Genomic DNA, 17472 nt, shown 5'->3' with positions numbered 1-17472 from the left:
ACGGGCAGGATCCGATCGACTTGCTGAATCCGGCGACGGACGGGGTGATGCTCGTCCAGGACGGTGTGCGGGGCCTGGGGATGCCGCCGGTGCAGCGGTACACCAGCACGTCGCCGGCGGTGCACGGGTCCAGGTGGCGCGGTCACCGTGTGGAGGAGCGCGGCGTGTTCTGGCCGTTGTTTGTGTGGTCGGACAAGGGGACGGCGGACTGGCTTGAGCGGGACGCCCGGCTGTGGCGCAGCTTCCGGCCGGACGTGGAGGGCTGGTGGGAGTTCGCCACGTCGAACGCGGTCCGCAGGCTGCGGTGCCGGTTCGTTGACGACGGTGACCATTCGTTCTCGGCGGACCCGTCCCGCCGCGGCTGGGACCTGTACGGGGTGCGGATGGTCGCGGAGGACCCGTGGTGGCACGGCTCCTCGGTGCGGGTCGAGTGGGGCAAGTCCACTGGTGAGGGGTTCCTGCCGGGGCCTCCGTTCTCGATCTCCGGGGCGCTGGACATGGGGACCGCGGTGATGCGTAACCCCGGCGACGTCCACGCCTACCCGGTGTGGACCATCCCCGGCCCCTCCTCGTCAGCGACCGTCGGGCTGCCTGGCGGGACCGTGCAGGTTCCGTTCGCGATCGCTGACGGCGAGTCCCTCGTGATCGACACGCGCCCGTCGGCGATGACCGCCATGGTGTACACCGCTGCTGGCGCCGTCGTTGACCGCACCGGCCAGCTCGGACCAAGCACGTTCGCGGCGATCCCGCCCGGGACCGCCGTCACGCTGTCGCTGTCCGCGACAGGCGGGTCCGCGGTGCAGGCCACCCTCGACCCCCTCTACTACCGGGCCTGGGGCTGACGTGACTGGCCTATCGCCGTTCACGTTGACCGTGTACACGCGGGCGTTTCAGCGGATCGGGTGGATCGGCGCGCCCCTGCGTGTCGAACTAGTTCCCCGGCATCTGTCGACCGGGTACTGCAAGGTCACCGTCCCCACCGACGACCTGCGGGTGCCGTACCTGATGGACTCCGGCGCACGCATGACCGTGCACTACCTCGGCGAGCTGGTGATGTCAGGGCGGGTGTCCGCGGCGGAGGGCGACGGGCCACGCAGGGAGGGCACGCTGACGGTCACGATCGACGATGACTTCCGGCTGCTGACGCGGCTGCTCGGCTGGCCGAACCCTGCCGGGGCCATCGATGCGCAGGGCGCGGCGACCGCGTACCACACGGTCACCGGCCCCGCCGAAACCGTCCTCAAGACTGTCGTCAACGCGAACAAGGGCCGCTCGCAGCCGCCCATCACCGTCGCCGCGGACGCGGGCCGCGGAGGCCGCGTCACCGCCACCCTGCGCATGCACCCGATCGCTGACCGGGTCCTGCCGCTCCTCGAAACCGCCGGCGTCGGCGTCACCGTGCGGCAGTCCGGCGCGGGGCTCGTGGTGGACTGCTACACCCCGACCGTCCGGCCGCAGGTCATCTCGGAGGAATCCGGGGCTCTCGTGGACTGGGCCTGGTCGAGTCAGGCCCCGTCCGCGACCCGCGTTGTGGTCGGCGGCCAGGGCGAAGGCACGGCGCGTGAGTTCCTGTCGGTGATCGACACGGACCGCGAGCAGCTGTGGGGCGAGACGATCGAGGTGTTCAGGGACGCCCGCGACACCGAAGACCCCGCGGTCCACGCCGAACGCGGCAACGAGACGTTGGCGGAAGGCGACGCCACCACCGGGTTGACCCTCACGCTCGCCGAGACCGCCGGTTTCCGGTACGGGAAGTCCGTGCGGGTCGGGGACACCGTGACCGTGCAAGTCGCCCCCGGGGTGACGGTGACCGACACCCTCCGCGAAGCACAAATCGTGTGGGACACCCAAGACGGCCTGAAGGTGACACCGATCGTCGGGGAACGCTCCGACGACCCATCCGTGACCCTCCGCACCACCATCAACCGGCTCGCCCGCTCCATCCGCGACATGAGAACGAGGTGATCGACTAGTGGCGATCGTGTCTGTCGGGTACGGCACCGACAGCATCAACGAAGGCGAGTGGGCGGGAATCGCCGCGCACCTCGGCACCCCCTACTCCTACTCCTCCCCGAACGCGCTGCGCCTGTACGCGGGACCCGGCACGCGGGAGGTCGCCCTCACCGACGGCTGGACCCTCGGCCACGGCGTCCGCGACACCCTCACCGGCGAGAAAATCAGCCTCCCAGCGGCGTCGTCCGGCACCATGTCGTGGCTCGTGTGCCTGCGCCGCGTCTGGGGCTCCGGGAACCGAAAGACGACCCTCGCGTACCTGCAGATGTCCGGGGCGTCACCCGTCGGGCGGGTCACGCAGCCCGGCGTGGAGGACTACCAGCCCCTCGGGGTCGCGACCGTCGCCGCAGGCTCCACCACCGTCGCCAGCCTCGTCGACTACCGCGTTCACGCCGGGAAAGCCTGCTACGCCCCTTCCCTGCAGGCCGCCAGCATGGACCCGCAGCTCGGGGCCGCGTACGTCCTGCCCAACGGCGACCGCTACCGGGCCGTCATCACGAGCAGCGGCGGCGTCGGCCTGGAGAAAGAAAAAGACCCGGCCATGCCGACGATGCCGTCCGTCCCGCTGATCGTCGCCGGAACAACCCTCGATGTGACGTTCTCCTCAACGGGGGCCGCGACCATCACCCACGGCCTCGGGTGGACCCCGCGGGTGATGTTGTTCAAGCCGCGGCTGGGAGCGGCGAACCCTTTGCTGGAGGTGTACGTGTCCTATCAGGACAGGGCGGTTACGGCGACGCAGGCGATCATCACCGCGAAGCTCCCGACGAACACGGCCGCGGGCTGGAAGGCATACGCGGGGAACCTCAGCTACCTGGATTGGGTGGCGTACGGGGGGGTGACCGGCTGATGGCCGCGTTCGGCTATTCGTTCCCGTGGGTCGTGGTCGACCGAGTCAGCAACCAGCTCGCCGCGGACCGGAACGACGGGGCCCTGCTCGACCCCACGACGCGCCAGCCGGTGCCGACGTTCGACCAGCTCGGCGTCCAAGGCCCCCTGCGCACCGGACCGTACGGGGTGCTGCGGAACTTCACCGCTGATCTGCAGTACGGGATCGCGAGGTTCGGGGAGACCGAGACCCTCGTCATCTCCGACCGCGGTCTGAACGCCCTCGACGAGGCCGACCAGGCCCTCGCGCAAGCGACGGCCGCGCGGGCAGCGGTGGATGCGATCGCGGCGACCGCCACCACCGTCCGGTACGTCGGGCAAGACCCCGACGGACGCATCTGGGTGTCCTCCACCCCCGTCCTGGATGGCGGGCTCATGGTCATCGACGACGACGGCCGCGTCGCCGCCTTGTTCCCCCTCTAAGGAGATCGCTTGTCTACACAGCCTGTGCAGTCTGACCGTCAGTACGTGGTGCGTGAGCAGGACGTCGACGCCCGCATGGCGAAGGAGGCCACGGACGGAACCAGCCTGTTCCGTGCCGCGTTGGGGCGGATTCTGCCGTCAGGGTCGGCGATCGTCCCGCGCGGCGCCGTGACCTCCGTCGTGCAAGCGTCTGACGGGTCGTGGCCCAACCCCGCCCGGGACGCCACGCAGGGCTCCCGCATCTACTTCTCCCCCCTCGCGTCCGGCCGTGCCCCGGCCGTCGCTGACGGACTCACCATCGGCGACGTGTGGGTGTCGCAGACGGTGTTCCAGTGGTGCACCGCCATCGCCGCCGGGCGGCCGTCGTGGACGACGATCGGCGGCACCCCGGGAGGCGGCGGCACCGACCCGGGCACCACACCGACCGACCCCGGGACCCCGGCCGCGGACACCTCCACCCCGTCCCCCACCGTCCGGCCGTTCGCGGTGCTCCTGCAGGACGGCACCTGGTCCACCCCCGCCGGGGTGACCCTCGCAGCCGCCCTGTCCGACGGGGACACCCTGACGTCCGCGACCGGCACACCCACTGTCGGCTCCGGCGGTGTCCGGCTGCAGCTGGACATGCGGAACTTCCAGCACGCCTCCACGTCTGGGAACGACCTGGTTGTGACCCTGTTCGGAGTCCGGTCGTCCGCTGCGGGCACGGTGCAGGTGCGGCTCCTGTCCGGCTCTCAGGTGTGGTGCGCCGCCGTCGCGAAATCCACCACCACCTCGGCGCAGACCCTGACGTTCACGTGGGCCGCCGCGTCGCAAGCCGTCATCCCGTCGTGGAAGGACGTCGAGGTCGAGGTCGTCAAGACCAGCGGCGACCTCACCCTGACGGACGTGATGCTGCAGTCGTCGCCGGTCGCGGTCCCGCCCCCCGCGGGCACCGACACCACCGACCCCGCCACACTGCGGTTCGCCAACAACTCCGTGTTCTACAGCGACCTGTCGTCGGCGCCGGCAGCGAAGGCATCCGCGGGGCTCGTCACCTACCTCCGCGGCCAGGTCGGGACCGCGTCCACGTCGGCTCTGCGACTCGACGCCTACCAGGACTCCTGCCCGATGTGGATGGCCACCGCGTCCACGCCGCGCGTCAACATCACCCCGCCGGCCACGTCCACGCGCGGCGATGTGGCGCTCATGCACAACACGGCCGGGACCGGAGCCCTCGACGCCGTGCCCATCCCGTCCGGCATGTCGCCCCCCGCGAATCTGTTCAAGACCGCCGCGATCGTGTCCCTGGACACGAAGCAGGTGTGGGAGTTCCTCGGGCTCACCCAAGCCACCGACGGCACGTGGAAGTGGTCCGCGTCGTGGGGTGGGCGTATCGACTCCGCCGGCACCTCAACCGGCGCGTTCCCGACCGGAACCGGTTTCACCGGCTCTGGGATTTCGTTCGTCGCCGCCGCGATCAAGGTCAGCGAGGCGAGGGCCGCGGTGACGCAGCAGAACGTCAACGCGATCGGGCACGCCATCGGCTTGAACCTCGCCTACGACACCGCCGCGACCGGGTACGTGTGGCCCGCGACCCGCTCCGATGGGACCTCCACCGACGCGAACGCCCCGAAGATGGGGCAGCGGTACCGACTCAAGGCATCCGCGGACCTATCGCAGTGCACCCCGCTCGGGAAGGCCGTCGGAACCGCCATGAAGAAGTACGGCCTCGTCGTCATCGGCGGCGCCGAGAAACCTGGCCTCGTCTGCGAATCCGGCGCCCGTGAGCAAGCGCAGACCGGGACCGACCCGTGGGGCACCTACCTCCAAGGCCGCTCCGTCGACACCGTCCTCCAGGGCATCCCCCTCGACCAGCTCGAAGCGGTCTCGCCCGGCTGGGGTGGTCCGGCGTGGGTCCCGGAGACGGACACCACGACCCCGACCAACCCGACGCCCCCGACGACACAGTCCGCCGCGATGCGGATCCTCGGCCCGACCCGATCTGGCCTGCCGTGGCACGTCGGGGCACACACGTGCGGGCGGCCGATGGACGCGCAGGCCGCCGCGGACATGGAGTCGTGGATGGGTTTCCCCCTCGACGGGTTCGTCACCTACAGCGCGCGGGATGGTGGGCAGTCCGGGCTCGTGGAAGACTGGCCCGCCGGGCTCACCAACGGTTACAAGGGCCGCTTGATCTTCGGGTACACGCCGCTGTCGAAGGCGGCCGGGAACGACTGGGCGGGCGTCGCCAGCGGGAAATACGACTCGATCGCGCGGGACACTGCGAACTACCTGGTGAGGTACGGCCGCGGGAACTCGATTATCCGCCTGACGTGGGAAATCCAGATCGATTGGACGTGGAAAGTCACGACCGCGAATGTCGCGAGCTTCAAGGCCGGGTTCCGCCGCCACGCGCAGATCTTCAAGTCGATCAGCAAGGACTTCGTGATTTGTTTCGAGGTCAACTCCGACAACGGCCTGTCCGGGTCGTCGGCGGCGAACGGTGTCCTGTCGATTCCGTACCCCGGTGACGACGTCGTCGACTTGATCGGCCTTGACATCTATGAGTTCAAGGACGCGGGCGGCGGGACCTGCCCCACCGACAAGAACCGGTACTTGCGCCGCACCTCCGGCTCCGGTGTCATGCTCGACAACGTCGCGGAGTTCGCCCGCGCCCACGGCAAGGGCATGTGCATCAACGAATGGGGCTGCCACGGCACGCAGGGCTGCGGCGACTCCCCAGCGTTCATCCAGTTCATGTACGACTGGATTTGGAAGAACCGCGACGTCGTCGCCGTCGAAGCGTACTTCCACGAGGACATGGACTACATCCGCAACGCCCTGCGAATCGCGGGCGGCGGGTCGAACATGCCGAACGCCGCCGCGAAATACAAGGCGCTGTGGGCCGGGGCGAGGGGGAAGGTCTGACATGGGCACACCGTCTGGGTGGCGCCGTGAGGACATCGTGTCGCGGCGGTTTCTGCCCGACGACATGGCCGAAGTCGCGCTGACCGCGGGGTCGACGTTCCGGCGTGCCGTGGAGTCGATCGTGGACCTGTGGCTTCAGGGCCACGGCGGCGGAGGCGGCCTGACGGATGAGGACCGGGCGTCGCTGGTCGCCGCGCGGTGGCGCACCGACACTGACGAGCAGACCCCGACCGCGACGAACTGGTCCGCGCGTCCGCTGGGGTTCGCCGCGGTCGTCGCTGTCGGCGCCGCCCCCGCACCCGCGGACGCGGGACCCCTGGATTGGCGCCAGGACCGTGACGCCAACACAGTCACCGACGTCACCACGACATTCTCCCTGGTGGATGGTGCGTCGTGGCCCGCGCCGTGGATCACCGAGCGTGTCCCCGCGGGCGGTGGGGCATCCGTCGCCGCCGGGCGGGGTGTCGTCACCACTGGTTCGCTGGGTGCCTCCGCGTTCGAGGACCAGGCCGCCATCCGCTACGGCTCCGGGATGCAAACCAACACCAACGTGTTGTTGACGTTCCGGCACCAGAGCGACGCGGCCCGCCCGAGGTTCGTGCTGCGCTCCGACGTCGCAAACCTCGGCGCGAACACCGCCGTCCGCGTCGGCTACGACCGCACCTCGCTGACGATCTCGGACGTCGTCGCGGGCACAGCGACCGTCATCGCCACCGCCACCAAGACCCTGACCGTCGGCGCCGACTACCGACTGCGGATCGACGCCACTGGACCCACCGTGAAAGCCCGCGTGTGGCCCCTCGCCGACCCCGAACCCACCGGGTGGGACGTCACCGCCGCGACCGTCGCGAAAACCACCGCCGGGTACCTCGGCATCGTCGTCGCCGGCACCAGCGCCACCCCGGGCGCGGCGCAGGTCGTCCAGTACGACGACATCACCATCACTGCCACCGCATCCGGCGGGTTCGGCATCAACTACGGCGCAGCGTTCGGAGCGTGACCGATGGCTTACCAGAACATGCCGGCCAAGCCGAACGAGGGCGGCACGTGGACGACGTGGGGTGACACCGCAGACAACAATCTGCGTGAGGTGATCAGCGACGTCCCGTCGCTGAAGGCGGCACTCGGTGGCGCCGCCATCCGCGTCCGCTCATCCGCTGACGAGGCGGCCCCGACCGCCACCAACTGGCGGGCGCGTCCGGCCGGGTACTCCTACGTGATCGCGGTCGGGGCCGCTCCCGCACCGAACGACGCGCAGCCAGGCGATTTTCACATCCCCGCCACCATGCAGGCCGGGACCGCCACCGGAGAACTCACGTCGTTCGGCACGGACCAGACGTCCGGGTGGCCCGCCCCGTGGGTTCAGGCGGCGCTTCCAGCAGGAGGCTCCATCAGCGTTTCCGGTGGGCGTGGCCTCCTCACGACCGCCGCGGCCGTCGGCAACTACGGGTCCGAGGATGGCGTCGCCGTACGGCACCAGACGTCAATGGCAAACTTCACCATCACCTACACGTTCCGCCGCGTGAACAGCGTCTACGCGCGGTTCGTGCTGCGTTCCGATGAAACCGACTTGGACCCCGGGAACGGAATCGCCGTCGGGACTTTCGGGTCGTCACTCTCGATCGCGGAGTCGGTGAACTGGACCGAAACAACCCTCGGAGAGACACCCAGGACATGGACAACCGGAGTCGACTACAAGGTGAAGATCGCGGCCGCTGGCGGAACGGTGCAAGCGAAGTCGTGGGCCGCGTCTGCGTCAGAGCCGGCGGGTTGGGACCTGACGGTCAACCCGTCGAAGACAACCGCCGGCTACTTGGGTTTCGTGGCGCGACCGTCCTCGACGGCCGCCGCGTACACCGCCTCATACGACGACATCACATTCCTCGCTGGCTAGCCGAAAACGGAGAGGAGTCGGGTGTTAACGGTTCCCCACGGCTGAAGCCGGGGGATTTCAACCTCAAGCAGCACCCGACACCTCGAAGGGAGGCTCCGAATGTCTGACGCTCTCAACGACCGGTGGCAGCCCGCAGCGCTCGTCACGTCCGACATCATCCTGCTCAAGCTCATGCTCGCTGCCGCCGCCCTCATCCGCGCCGAAGACTATGTCCACGGCGCCAAGGACAGCTTCGGCTACATCGAATCGGCGTTCCCCCTTTTCATCTGGGCGGCCTGGTCCTGGGCCGTCGGCGCACTCATCCTCCTCGGCATCGCCGCCCAACGCCACATCCTCGTGTGGCTCGGCAACTCCCTCGGCGCCGGGCTCTACGGAATCCTCGCGTTCGCGCAGCTCGCGAACGCCTTCGACGGGTGGCCTCCCCAGCAGACCGCGGTCGACGCCATCCCATGGAGCATCTGGGCCACCATGTGCGCCGCGCTCGTCACCATCCTGCCCGCCGCAGCGCTCACCGCCACCGGCCGCCTCCGCCCCACCGCCTGGGCAGCCTGCATCGTCGGTGTCACCATCACCGCCGCCCTCGTCGCTATCGCCCACGTCCCCGCCGACGGCATCCGCGGCATCCTCCCCCTCGGCATCCTGTCCATCCTCCACACCATGCTCGCTGTCCGCTCCGGACCACGGCCCCTCCGAGACGAAGACGCCGTCCCGGTCGAAACCGCGACCGCCCCTGCCGGCAGCTAGCCGTGGACCAAGACGCCATCCCACCCGGGGCGCTCGACGCGATCGCCCGGACACCCTGGGTCATCCAGGTCATCGCCGTCGTCTTCGTGATCGGGGTCATCCTCCAAGCCGCTCCACAGCTCCTCGGGAACTACCAGTCGGTCATCCGGAAATGGACCGACGGGCGCCGCCGCACCCTCCTCGACAAGAGCGACGCCATCCACGACATCCTCACCAGACAGAACCACGGCCTCGAAGAACGCCTCGACGACGTCCTCAACGAACTCCACGCAATGCGCGCCTACCAGCGCAGACACGAGGAAATCCTCGCCGACCACGCCATCTGGGACCGGGCCGTCAGATACGCCCTCATCGACATGGGCGGCCACCCCCCACCCCGGCCGCCGCTGTGGCCACCAGACGAAGACGACGACGGAGACCCCGTCGCCACGGGCCACGGCACCGCCTAGGCCAACAACCGACCACGGAGACCCCATGGCTATCCAAATGATCCAGGCCACCAACTACCGCCGCGGCCGCGTCAGAAACGTGCGGCTCGGGATTATCCACACGATGGAGTACCCGGAGCGGCCCACCTCCGCGGAGTGGTGCGCCAACTACTTCCGCAGCTCCAAGGCCCCGATGGCATCCGCCCACTACTACGTCGACGCGGACTCCACCATCCAGGGCGTCAACGAGCTAGACACCGCCTACGCGGCGCCGGGCGCGAACGCCGACGGCATCCAGCTCGAACACGCGGGATACGCGAAACAGGGCACCGCAGACTGGGCTGACGCGTACTCGCTGGCGATGCTGCGGGACCAGTCCGCGCCGCTCATGGCCGGGATTTGCGCCCGCCACGACATCCCCATCAGGCACCTCACCGACGCGCAGCTGCGCGCCGGGGAGGCGGGTCTGATCGGGCACGTCCAAGCGTCCCGGGTGTACAAGCTGTCCTCCCACTGGGATCCCGGCACGTCGTTCCCGTGGGGCGACTACCTGACGTGGGTGCGGAACGCCGCTGCCACGCGGAACGCGCCCGCGTCGATCGTGAAGCCCACCGCGCCGGCCGGTCCGCCCACCGAACCCCGTGGACCGTTCCCTCTCGCCGCCGGGCACTGGTACGGCGTCGACGACGGCGGACCCCGCTCCCACTCGGGGAAGCGGGTGGCGGACCGGTTCGCGATCGGCCTCATCCAGAACAAGGTCAAGGTGGCCAGCGACGGACGGTTCGGCCCGGCGACGGCGAGGGCTGTCCGGGACTGGCAGAAGGCCCACGGACTCACCCCCGACAGCATGGTCGGGAGCATCACCTGGGCGGCCATGTGATGGACGCGAAGCGTGAACCTCTCGCGATCCGCGCCGCCGTGGTCGCGGCTGTCACCGCGGTCCTGCACCTCCTAGTGATCTCCGGCGTCCTGCCTCTCACCGCGGAGGTGGAGGGGCAGGCCGCGCTCGTCATCGACCTCGCCGGAACCGCTGCACTCGTCCTCTGGACCAGGGGGAAGGTGACCCCTGTCGATGAGCCCCGCGCAGCGGACGGCACCCCCCTCGTGCCCGCCGACAGGTCCCTGTACCAGGGCGGCGACTATACCGGGCGGCACCGGGACCCTGATGGTCCGACACAGTACGACCGTCTCCACGACGGCGAGGAAGGATGACCGTGGCCGGCAAGAGGTATGAGTACGTTGCGGAGTCGCTGTGGGCGTGGCTTGGGCCAGCGTTCCGCGGGATAGACGCCGACCTGAGAGTGTTAGAGGATTCGGCCGGTGGCGGCGGGACGTTGCCGTACAACCCGACTCAGGCCGAGATAGACGCGATGCCAGCTGGCCAGCTGTACGTGACGGGCCCCTGACGGTGGCGTTCACGCACTGGTCCGGCACCCCAACAGGCCAGCATGTTCCTGGTGTCGAGTTGGGAACCGACTTCGGTGGCCTGCCGGTTCTGTGGGAGTCGTACTCCACCGGGACCCTGGAGGTGGTGCCCGGGGCGTCGCCGTACGGGGACCGGGCCGTGCGGATCACCACGTCCGCCGCCGCCGGCGAGGCCAGCGTGCTGCGGGCCGCGGTGCCCGCCGGGGCGTCGGAGGTCGCGGTGTCTGCCGTGCTGACCGTGCCGTCCCTCGCCTCCGGGCAGTGGATGCACGTACTCCGCGTGTCTGCCGACGGCACCGACAACGGCTACACCCTGGCCCTCGACCAGGGCGGCCGGGCCGAGTTGGCGTGCGAGTGGACCGCGTGCCACACAACCGCGGCCGGGGCGCTACCCGCCGCCGGGACACGGCTGCGCGTCGCGCTCGCCCTGTCCATCGGGGGCGGCTCATCGACGTGGCGCCTGTCGATCGTCAACGACGAAACCGAAGCTCAAGTGACGTCCGGCTCCGGGACCGCCGCGTTGGCCGGGGACGGGTGGGACGCCCCGCGGATCGGGAAAACCACCTGGGAATCCGGCGTCGCCGCGTCCATTACTGTCCACACGATCCGCGTGGACCAGGCCGCCGGCGCGGGCTCTGCGCTTCCCGTCGACGAACCCTACGGGCAAGGTCTCGTCGTGCAACGCAAGGGCAGCGGCCCGGTCACGCTGCGACGCGCCGGGACAGGCCGGGTCGGCGTGAACCGCCGCTAGCACCCGTCAACCCCCGCCGGTGTCACCGGCGACTGGAACATCAACCCCCTTGTCCGCACAGCCGACCACCCGAGCTAGTGGTGCGCACCGCCCCGGGGATCTCCCTGACCTAAGGGACCAGCCGCACACGGGAACCGTCGACCGGGTCCATGTCTGGACCGAAATCCGCCACATGAGAGGGGCCAGCCCGTGCCGATCGTGCCGATGCCAGCGAAGCCGACCACAGGGCAGCCGTGGCTCGACGTCGGGTACGCCTGGTACGACAACGTGCAGCAGCTCATCACCGACGTCCCTCAGCTCAAGTCGGACGTCCTCGCGCTGCAGGGGACGCTGGCGAACCTCCAGGCGACGCGGGCGCCGCTGGCGAACCCGTCGTTCACGGGCACGGTCAGCGGTGTGACGGCCGCGATGGTCGGCCTCGGGAACGTCTCGAACACTGCGGACGCGGCGAAGACCTACAGCGCCACGCAGATCACGTCCGGGACCATCCCGCCCGCCAGGCTGCCCGCTGGGGTCGCCGCGGTCCGGCGCCGCACCCGCGCCAACGAGGCCACCCCCACCGCCACCAACTGGGAGCCGCGCCCGGCCGGGTACCCGCTCGTCATCGCCGTCGGCGCCGCACCCGCCCCGTCGGACGCGCCCGCGACCGACCTGCACGTCACCCCCCTCACCCAAACCACCGCCGGAACCAACTTCAACGGCCTCTCCAACGGCGCCGCGTGGCCCGCGCCGTGGGTCCTGTCCCGCCTCCCCACCGGCGGATCCGCCACCGTCCAGAACAACCGCGGCCGCCTCACCTCCGGCAACACCATGGGCAACTACAACTCCAGCGACGGTGTCGCCGTGCGGCACTCCACGCTCGCCGCGAACGTCGAAGCGACGTTCCTCCTGAACCGCGGCAGCGACTCGCAGGCCATGTTCGTCGCCCGCTGCGACCAGCCGAACCTCGACCCTCAGAACGGGGTCAGGATCAGGTTCTCCGGCGGAAGCTTCTCCGCCTCGCAGATCGACAACTGGACATACACCACCCTCGCGTCCGTCACCCGCGCCACCGACTCCGGCACCGACTACCGCCTCCGCATCCGCATCAACGGCGGCACCGTGCAGGCACGCGCGTGGGCAGCGACCGCCACCGAACCCTCGGCGTGGGAGATCAACGTCACCACCACCCAGGTCGCCGCCGGATACTTCGGCTTCGTCTGCGGCACCGGGCAAGCCGTGGCATCCGTGTCCATGGACGTCGACGACATCACCATCACCTAGGAGACCCTGTGGCGTACCCCCCGTCGATGCCGCCCCGCCCCGACCGCCACGACCAGTGGACCGCGGTGGGCGACGCCCAGCACGACGCGATCGGGCAGGCCGTCGGCGACACCGACGACGCCCGCGGCGACATCACCGCCATCCGCGACACCCTCGCCGCCGCACGCTGGGCACCCACCGTCGACCCGGCGTTCACCGGCGTCGTCACCGGCATCACCAAAGACATGATCGGGCTCGGGAACGTCGACAACACCAGTGACGCCCAAATCCAGCTCGCTGCGGAGCGTATGACGTCCGGCACCCTCGCCGCGGCACGGCTCCCCACTGACGTCGCGGGGTTCCGGGTTCGCGCGCCCGTCGACGAACGCAACCCCACCGCCACCAACTGGGGGCCTCGCCCCGCTGGGAATGGTGTCGTCATCGCCGTCGGCGCACCCCCTTCCCCAGCCGACGCGTTCGCCGGTGACCTCCACGTCCCCGCCGCAGGGACCGGCAACACCGGCACCCCGACCGACCCCGGCAGCACCGACCCAGGCGACCCGGGAACCGTCACCGGCCCCAACACCCCCACCGGCGGCCCGGCAGGCACCTGGACCCTCACGTTCGCCGACGACTTCACCGCCCTCAACACCAGCGTGTGGACCACACTGCGCGGCGCCCCCGGCGAAACCTACAACTCCCCCATCAACCCCGCCGGCGACAACCACGCCTACTCCGCGGACCGCGTCACCGCCACCGGCGGCATGCTCCGCCTCGCCTGGGATCCCACCCCCATCACCTCCTACGGCACCACCTACCCCTACACCGCCTCCTACGCCCACACCGCCACCGGCCTCACCGTCCGCGAAGGAACGTTCCTCGAAGCCCGCATCCGGCTGTCCACGAACGCACCCGGCCTATGGCCCGCGTTCTGGCTCCTGCCGCTGCCGATCAACACGTGGCCCCCCGAGGTCGACATCGCCGAGTTCGTGCAGGCCGACACCCCCGACGGGAAGTACCACCCTCACTTCAACGTCCACTGGTCGGAGGACGGCGGCGCAACGTCGAAGCAGGCGTACTGGCAGTCCTACGGGCCGTCCGGCGTCGACTACGCCGACGGCGCCTGGCACACCTACGGCCTCGAATGGGTCGACGGCCGCATCCAAGTGTGGCTCGACGGGCAGCCAGGACCCTCCTACACCGGGCCCGGCCTCGACTACATCGGCACCCTCTACCCGGTGTTCTCCACCGGCGTGATGAAGGGCTACACCCCCCCGGCCGGGCACATGGACGTCGACTACCTGCGAACCTGGCAGCTGCAGGACACCTCCGTGCCGACCGACCCGGGCACCGTCCCCCCGCCGCCGCAGTCAGGGTGGGCCACCTCGACCGGGCTCGCGTCCACCGGCTGGCGGGAAATCGCGCTCCGCCTCACGAGCACTGCCGAGAACTCCACCACGGCGTGGACCACGAAGTACGGGTATATCGAGGACATCGGCGACGGCCGCGGATACACCGCCGGTATCGTCGGATTCTGCTCCGGCACCGGGGACATGCTCACCCTCGTCGAGTACGCCAACACCGCCTACCCCTCGAACAGCCTGGCGAAGTGGCTGCCGAAGTTGCGGCAGATCATGGCGGCCTCCTACTCCCAACGTCCCGCCCTGTCCAACAGCCTGCTCGGGTCCGCGTTCAAAACGGACTGGGCCAACGCCTCCGCGCAGGCATGGTTCCAGGACTGCCAACGGCGGGAACGCGACCGCGTCTACTGGGGCCCCGCGCTGGCCGCCGCCCAAGAAGACGGCGTCGGGCTCCTCGGACTCTGCATCCTCTACGACATCTCCGTGAACCACGGCCCCGGCACCGACTCCGAAAGCTTCGGCGGGATCGTCGCCAAAGCCCGCGCCGCGACCAAACCCCCCAGCAAGGGCGGATCCGAAACCGCGTACCTGTCGAAGCTCACCGACCTCCGCAACACCGTCCTGCAGGGGTGGGGAGATAACCAGGCCACCGACGGCCGCGTGTTCTTCCACCGCAAGCTCATCGCGAACAACCCCGGCATGACGCTGCCCATCACGTGGACCTGCTACGGCGACCCGTTCTCCATCACCTCCATGCCCACCGAAGGCGGGCTCGCCGCGGTCGACCTCACCGACGAAGCCGACATCATCGTGGCCGCCGACTCCAGCAACTTCGACGGCGCCGCCCTCGTCGGAACCATCAACTCCAACTCGATCTCCACCGCCACCCGCGACGACTACGTCATCCGGTTCCCCGGCGCCCAGTGGCTCGCCGGGTTCCGGCAGATGGCCCGCAACGTCTGCTCCATCCTGTACAACAAGCAATCCGAGGTGCCCCGCACACACGCCATCGTCAAGCTCACGTTCACCGCGAACGACATGCTCGCCGCCGCGACCGCCTCCACCGGCGGCATCGAGTTCGGCAACCAGTCCCGCGGCGCCGCTGTCACCGCGTCCTACACCACCCACGAGGTCGTCCACCTCTACCAGAACGGCGCATCGTACGGCACCTCGCAGCAGGCCACCGGCACCATCGAAGGAATCGCCGACCTCGTCCTCATCCGCCTCGGCTATCACCCTGCCCAATCCCGGCGGCCCTCTGGTGGCGGCACCAACTGGTACGACGGGTACGACGTGACAGGGTTCTTCTTCGACTGGATCGAACGCTACGCCCCGACACCGTCGCCGGGGTTCGTGAAAAAGCTGAACGCAGCACTCACCTCCTCGACGTTCAACCCGTCGATCATCACCAGCCTCAACGCCCGCTCCAAGAGCGTCGACGCCCTATGGACCGAATACAAGGCGTACGTCGCCGCCCTCCCCGCCTACTCCGGCGGCGGCGGGTCGACACCGACCCCGACCGCCACCATCGGGCAGCGCCTCGACCTCACCAACTGGAAAGTCACCCTCCCCACCGACTCCACAGGAGGGTTCACCGGCACCGCCGCCGAAATCAAACAGCCCTCCCTCGGCACGTACAAAGACACCTACATCTACCCATCCACCGACGGCGCAGGCGTGACGTTCGCCCCCGTCTGCGGCGGCTCCACCACGTCCGGCTCCGTGTTCCCCCGCTGCGAACTCCGTGAAATGACCAGCAGCGGGTCCGCGAACGCCTCCTGGGGATTCAACGACGGCAAGTACCACGAGATGACCACCACCCTGCGCGTCGACCGACTCATGCTGAAGCGGCCGATGATCGTCGTCGCCCAGATTCATGACGCGGCCGACGACTGCTGGATGGCCTACGCCGACGGGTTCTGGCCCACTGTCGGGAACGCGGCCGTCACCGGCACCGCCACGGGCGGGTTCCGCATCAAGTGGAAGTGGAACTCCGTCATCCAATCCTCGCCGCTCATCCCCGAAGTCAGGGTCGGGCAGCTGTTCACCATCCGCGTCCGCTCCGAAAACAACACCGTCACCGTCTGGGCCGACACCGGCACGTCGGCGACCACCCAGCGCGCGCAGATCACGAACGCCTCCAGCACCTTCCCCAACTCCGCGGGCTCCGGCTGCTACTTCAAGACCGGCGCCTACCTCCAGTCCAACACCACGAACTCGGGGAAGACGGTGCCGTACAACACGTGCACCGGCACCGGCACCAGCGGCGATGACCTCACATCCCCTCCCGCCGGCACCGCGACCGGCGGCGACGCCGCGGCCACCGTCGGCGCTGTCACCGTCACCAAAGTCGCCCTCGCCCACGGCACCGCCGCCACCGTCCCCACCACACCCACCGCGACCCTCCCCTTCACCGACCGCGAGAACGTCTCGTTCACCGGAGCCGGGAAGACGTCGAAGTACCACGCGTACGCGTCCGGGCTATCCTCCGGCGCTGGGCTCATGATCTGGCTCCACGGAGACGCCGCCTACGAGTTCAACAACCCCTCCAGCTCGTACATCGTGGGCGGCTCCTCCGGTATCCGGGTCGCGGCGAAGAACGCCGGGTTCATCCTCGCCTCCTGTCGCGCGCCCGACACGTCCGGGACCGTCACCTGGTGGGAGTCCGGGAACGCCAACGCCGACTACCTCAAGGCGCTCATCGACTCCCTGAAAACCGGGTACGCCATCAACCCCTCCCGGGTCGTCCTCGCCGGATTCTCCGGCGGCGCCCAGCAGGTAACGCAGTTCTTCATGGGCCGCTACCCCGAATACCTCGCCGCCGGCGGAGCGACCATCGTGTTCGGCGGCGGCGAGGCACCCGACGTCACCCCCACCTACTCCACACAGGTCAAGTCCGCGATCCGCATGCACTGGTGCGCCGGCGCCAACGACACCGCAGCCAACTCCGAGGACGGGTTCGACGGCCGCGCCACCGCCGAATACGGCGAACAGTGGTTCCGCGGGAAGGGATTCAACACGTCCATCCAGATCATCTCCGGGAAGGGCCACGACGTGAACCCGAACTTCGGCCCGGTCGTCGCCGCCCAGTTGGCGAGGTTCCCCTCGTGACCAGGGGCAAGATGCCGGCGGCGCTCATCCCCGCCGCCGCCATCATCGGCTTCGCTGCACTCGCCGCGGGGCCCGCCTTCGGGTGGGCCGACGCCCTCTGGATCTGCTGGGGTGCTTTGTTCGCCCTCCTTGAAGGGAACGCCGTGCTCAACGAGACGGAAGGCGACACCCTCTCGGAGAGAACACGCGCCTGGTTCCGGACGAAAACCCCGGCAGGCCGGTTCGGGTTCACCGCGCTCCTGGTGACGTTCGTCGCCTGGTTCATCCCGCACATTCTCGGCTAAC

The 17472-nt window shown here is 69.5% G+C and carries 16 protein-coding genes; all 16 read left to right on the top strand.

The features are described 5' to 3' along the window. Positions 1-47 precede the first annotated feature (47 nt). The 16 genes from PINTE_RS23025 to PINTE_RS00125 all read left to right on the top strand — a co-directional run bounded on the left by PINTE_RS23025 (position 48) and on the right by PINTE_RS00125 (position 17471). The gene (locus tag PINTE_RS23025; protein ID WP_169798424.1) at positions 48-842 is read left to right on the top strand and encodes a phage tail family protein; all 795 of its coding nucleotides are present in this window, start codon (positions 48-50) and stop codon (positions 840-842) included. A gap of 31 nt (positions 843-873) precedes the next feature. After that, on the top strand, positions 874-1965 hold the full coding sequence (locus PINTE_RS00195) for a Gp37-like protein (protein ID WP_068424448.1): 1092 nt from the start codon (positions 874-876) through the stop codon (positions 1963-1965). A 7-nt stretch (positions 1966-1972) separates the two neighbouring features. After that, the gene (locus PINTE_RS00190; protein WP_068424440.1) at positions 1973-2863 is read left to right on the top strand and encodes a hypothetical protein; all 891 of its coding nucleotides are present in this window, start codon (positions 1973-1975) and stop codon (positions 2861-2863) included. Continuing rightward, on the top strand, positions 2863-3324 hold the full coding sequence (locus tag PINTE_RS00185) for a hypothetical protein (protein ID WP_068424438.1): 462 nt from the start codon (positions 2863-2865) through the stop codon (positions 3322-3324). Before PINTE_RS00190 ends, PINTE_RS00185 begins: the two co-directional genes overlap by 1 nt. Positions 3325-3333: 9 nt before the next feature. Then, entirely contained in the window at positions 3334-6231 is a 2898-nt protein-coding gene (locus tag PINTE_RS00180) for a glycoside hydrolase family 26 protein (protein ID WP_157086973.1), read from the top strand. A 1-nt stretch (position 6232) separates the two neighbouring features. Then, positions 6233-7231 carry a hypothetical protein gene (locus tag PINTE_RS00175; RefSeq protein WP_068424435.1) on the top strand — a complete coding sequence of 333 codons (999 nt, stop codon included), beginning with the start codon at positions 6233-6235 and terminating at the stop codon, positions 7229-7231. Between the two features lie 3 nt (positions 7232-7234). Continuing rightward, a complete protein-coding gene (locus tag PINTE_RS00170) occupies positions 7235-8125 on the top strand; it encodes a hypothetical protein (protein ID WP_157086972.1) in 891 nt (296 codons plus the stop codon). A 99-nt stretch (positions 8126-8224) separates the two neighbouring features. Then, complete coding sequence (locus PINTE_RS00165; RefSeq protein WP_068424431.1) at positions 8225-8869, top strand: hypothetical protein; 645 nt, start codon at positions 8225-8227, stop codon at positions 8867-8869. Between the two features lie 2 nt (positions 8870-8871). Further along, positions 8872-9318, top strand: a complete 447-nt coding sequence (locus PINTE_RS00160) for a hypothetical protein (protein ID WP_068424427.1) — start codon at positions 8872-8874, stop codon at positions 9316-9318. 25 nt (positions 9319-9343) lie between these two features. Beyond that, on the top strand, positions 9344-10177 hold the full coding sequence (locus PINTE_RS23755) for a peptidoglycan recognition protein family protein (RefSeq protein ID WP_084343051.1): 834 nt from the start codon (positions 9344-9346) through the stop codon (positions 10175-10177). After that, positions 10177-10509, top strand: coding sequence for a hypothetical protein (locus PINTE_RS00150; RefSeq protein ID WP_174523977.1), 333 nt, complete (start codon positions 10177-10179; stop codon positions 10507-10509). Before PINTE_RS23755 ends, PINTE_RS00150 begins: the two co-directional genes overlap by 1 nt. A 2-nt stretch (positions 10510-10511) precedes the next feature. Continuing rightward, positions 10512-10703 carry a hypothetical protein gene (locus PINTE_RS00145; RefSeq protein WP_068424418.1) on the top strand — a complete coding sequence of 64 codons (192 nt, stop codon included), beginning with the start codon at positions 10512-10514 and terminating at the stop codon, positions 10701-10703. A gap of 59 nt (positions 10704-10762) precedes the next feature. Continuing rightward, complete coding sequence (locus PINTE_RS00140) at positions 10763-11473, top strand: hypothetical protein (RefSeq protein WP_068424415.1); 711 nt, start codon at positions 10763-10765, stop codon at positions 11471-11473. Between the two features lie 204 nt (positions 11474-11677). Then, positions 11678-12736, top strand: a complete 1059-nt coding sequence (locus PINTE_RS00135) for a hypothetical protein (protein WP_157086971.1) — start codon at positions 11678-11680, stop codon at positions 12734-12736. 8 nt (positions 12737-12744) lie between these two features. Next, the gene (locus PINTE_RS00130) at positions 12745-17187 is read left to right on the top strand and encodes a chitosanase (RefSeq protein WP_068424410.1); all 4443 of its coding nucleotides are present in this window, start codon (positions 12745-12747) and stop codon (positions 17185-17187) included. Then, positions 17184-17471, top strand: a complete 288-nt coding sequence (locus tag PINTE_RS00125; RefSeq protein ID WP_217996444.1) for a hypothetical protein — start codon at positions 17184-17186, stop codon at positions 17469-17471. Before PINTE_RS00130 ends, PINTE_RS00125 begins: the two co-directional genes overlap by 4 nt. Position 17472: the final 1 nt, after the last annotated feature.

This window comes from Piscicoccus intestinalis NBRC 104926 (assembly GCF_001515525.1).
GTDB classification, from domain to species: domain Bacteria; phylum Actinomycetota; class Actinomycetes; order Actinomycetales; family Dermatophilaceae; genus Kineosphaera; species Kineosphaera intestinalis.
This window is presented reverse-complemented; position numbering and strand designations above follow the sequence as displayed.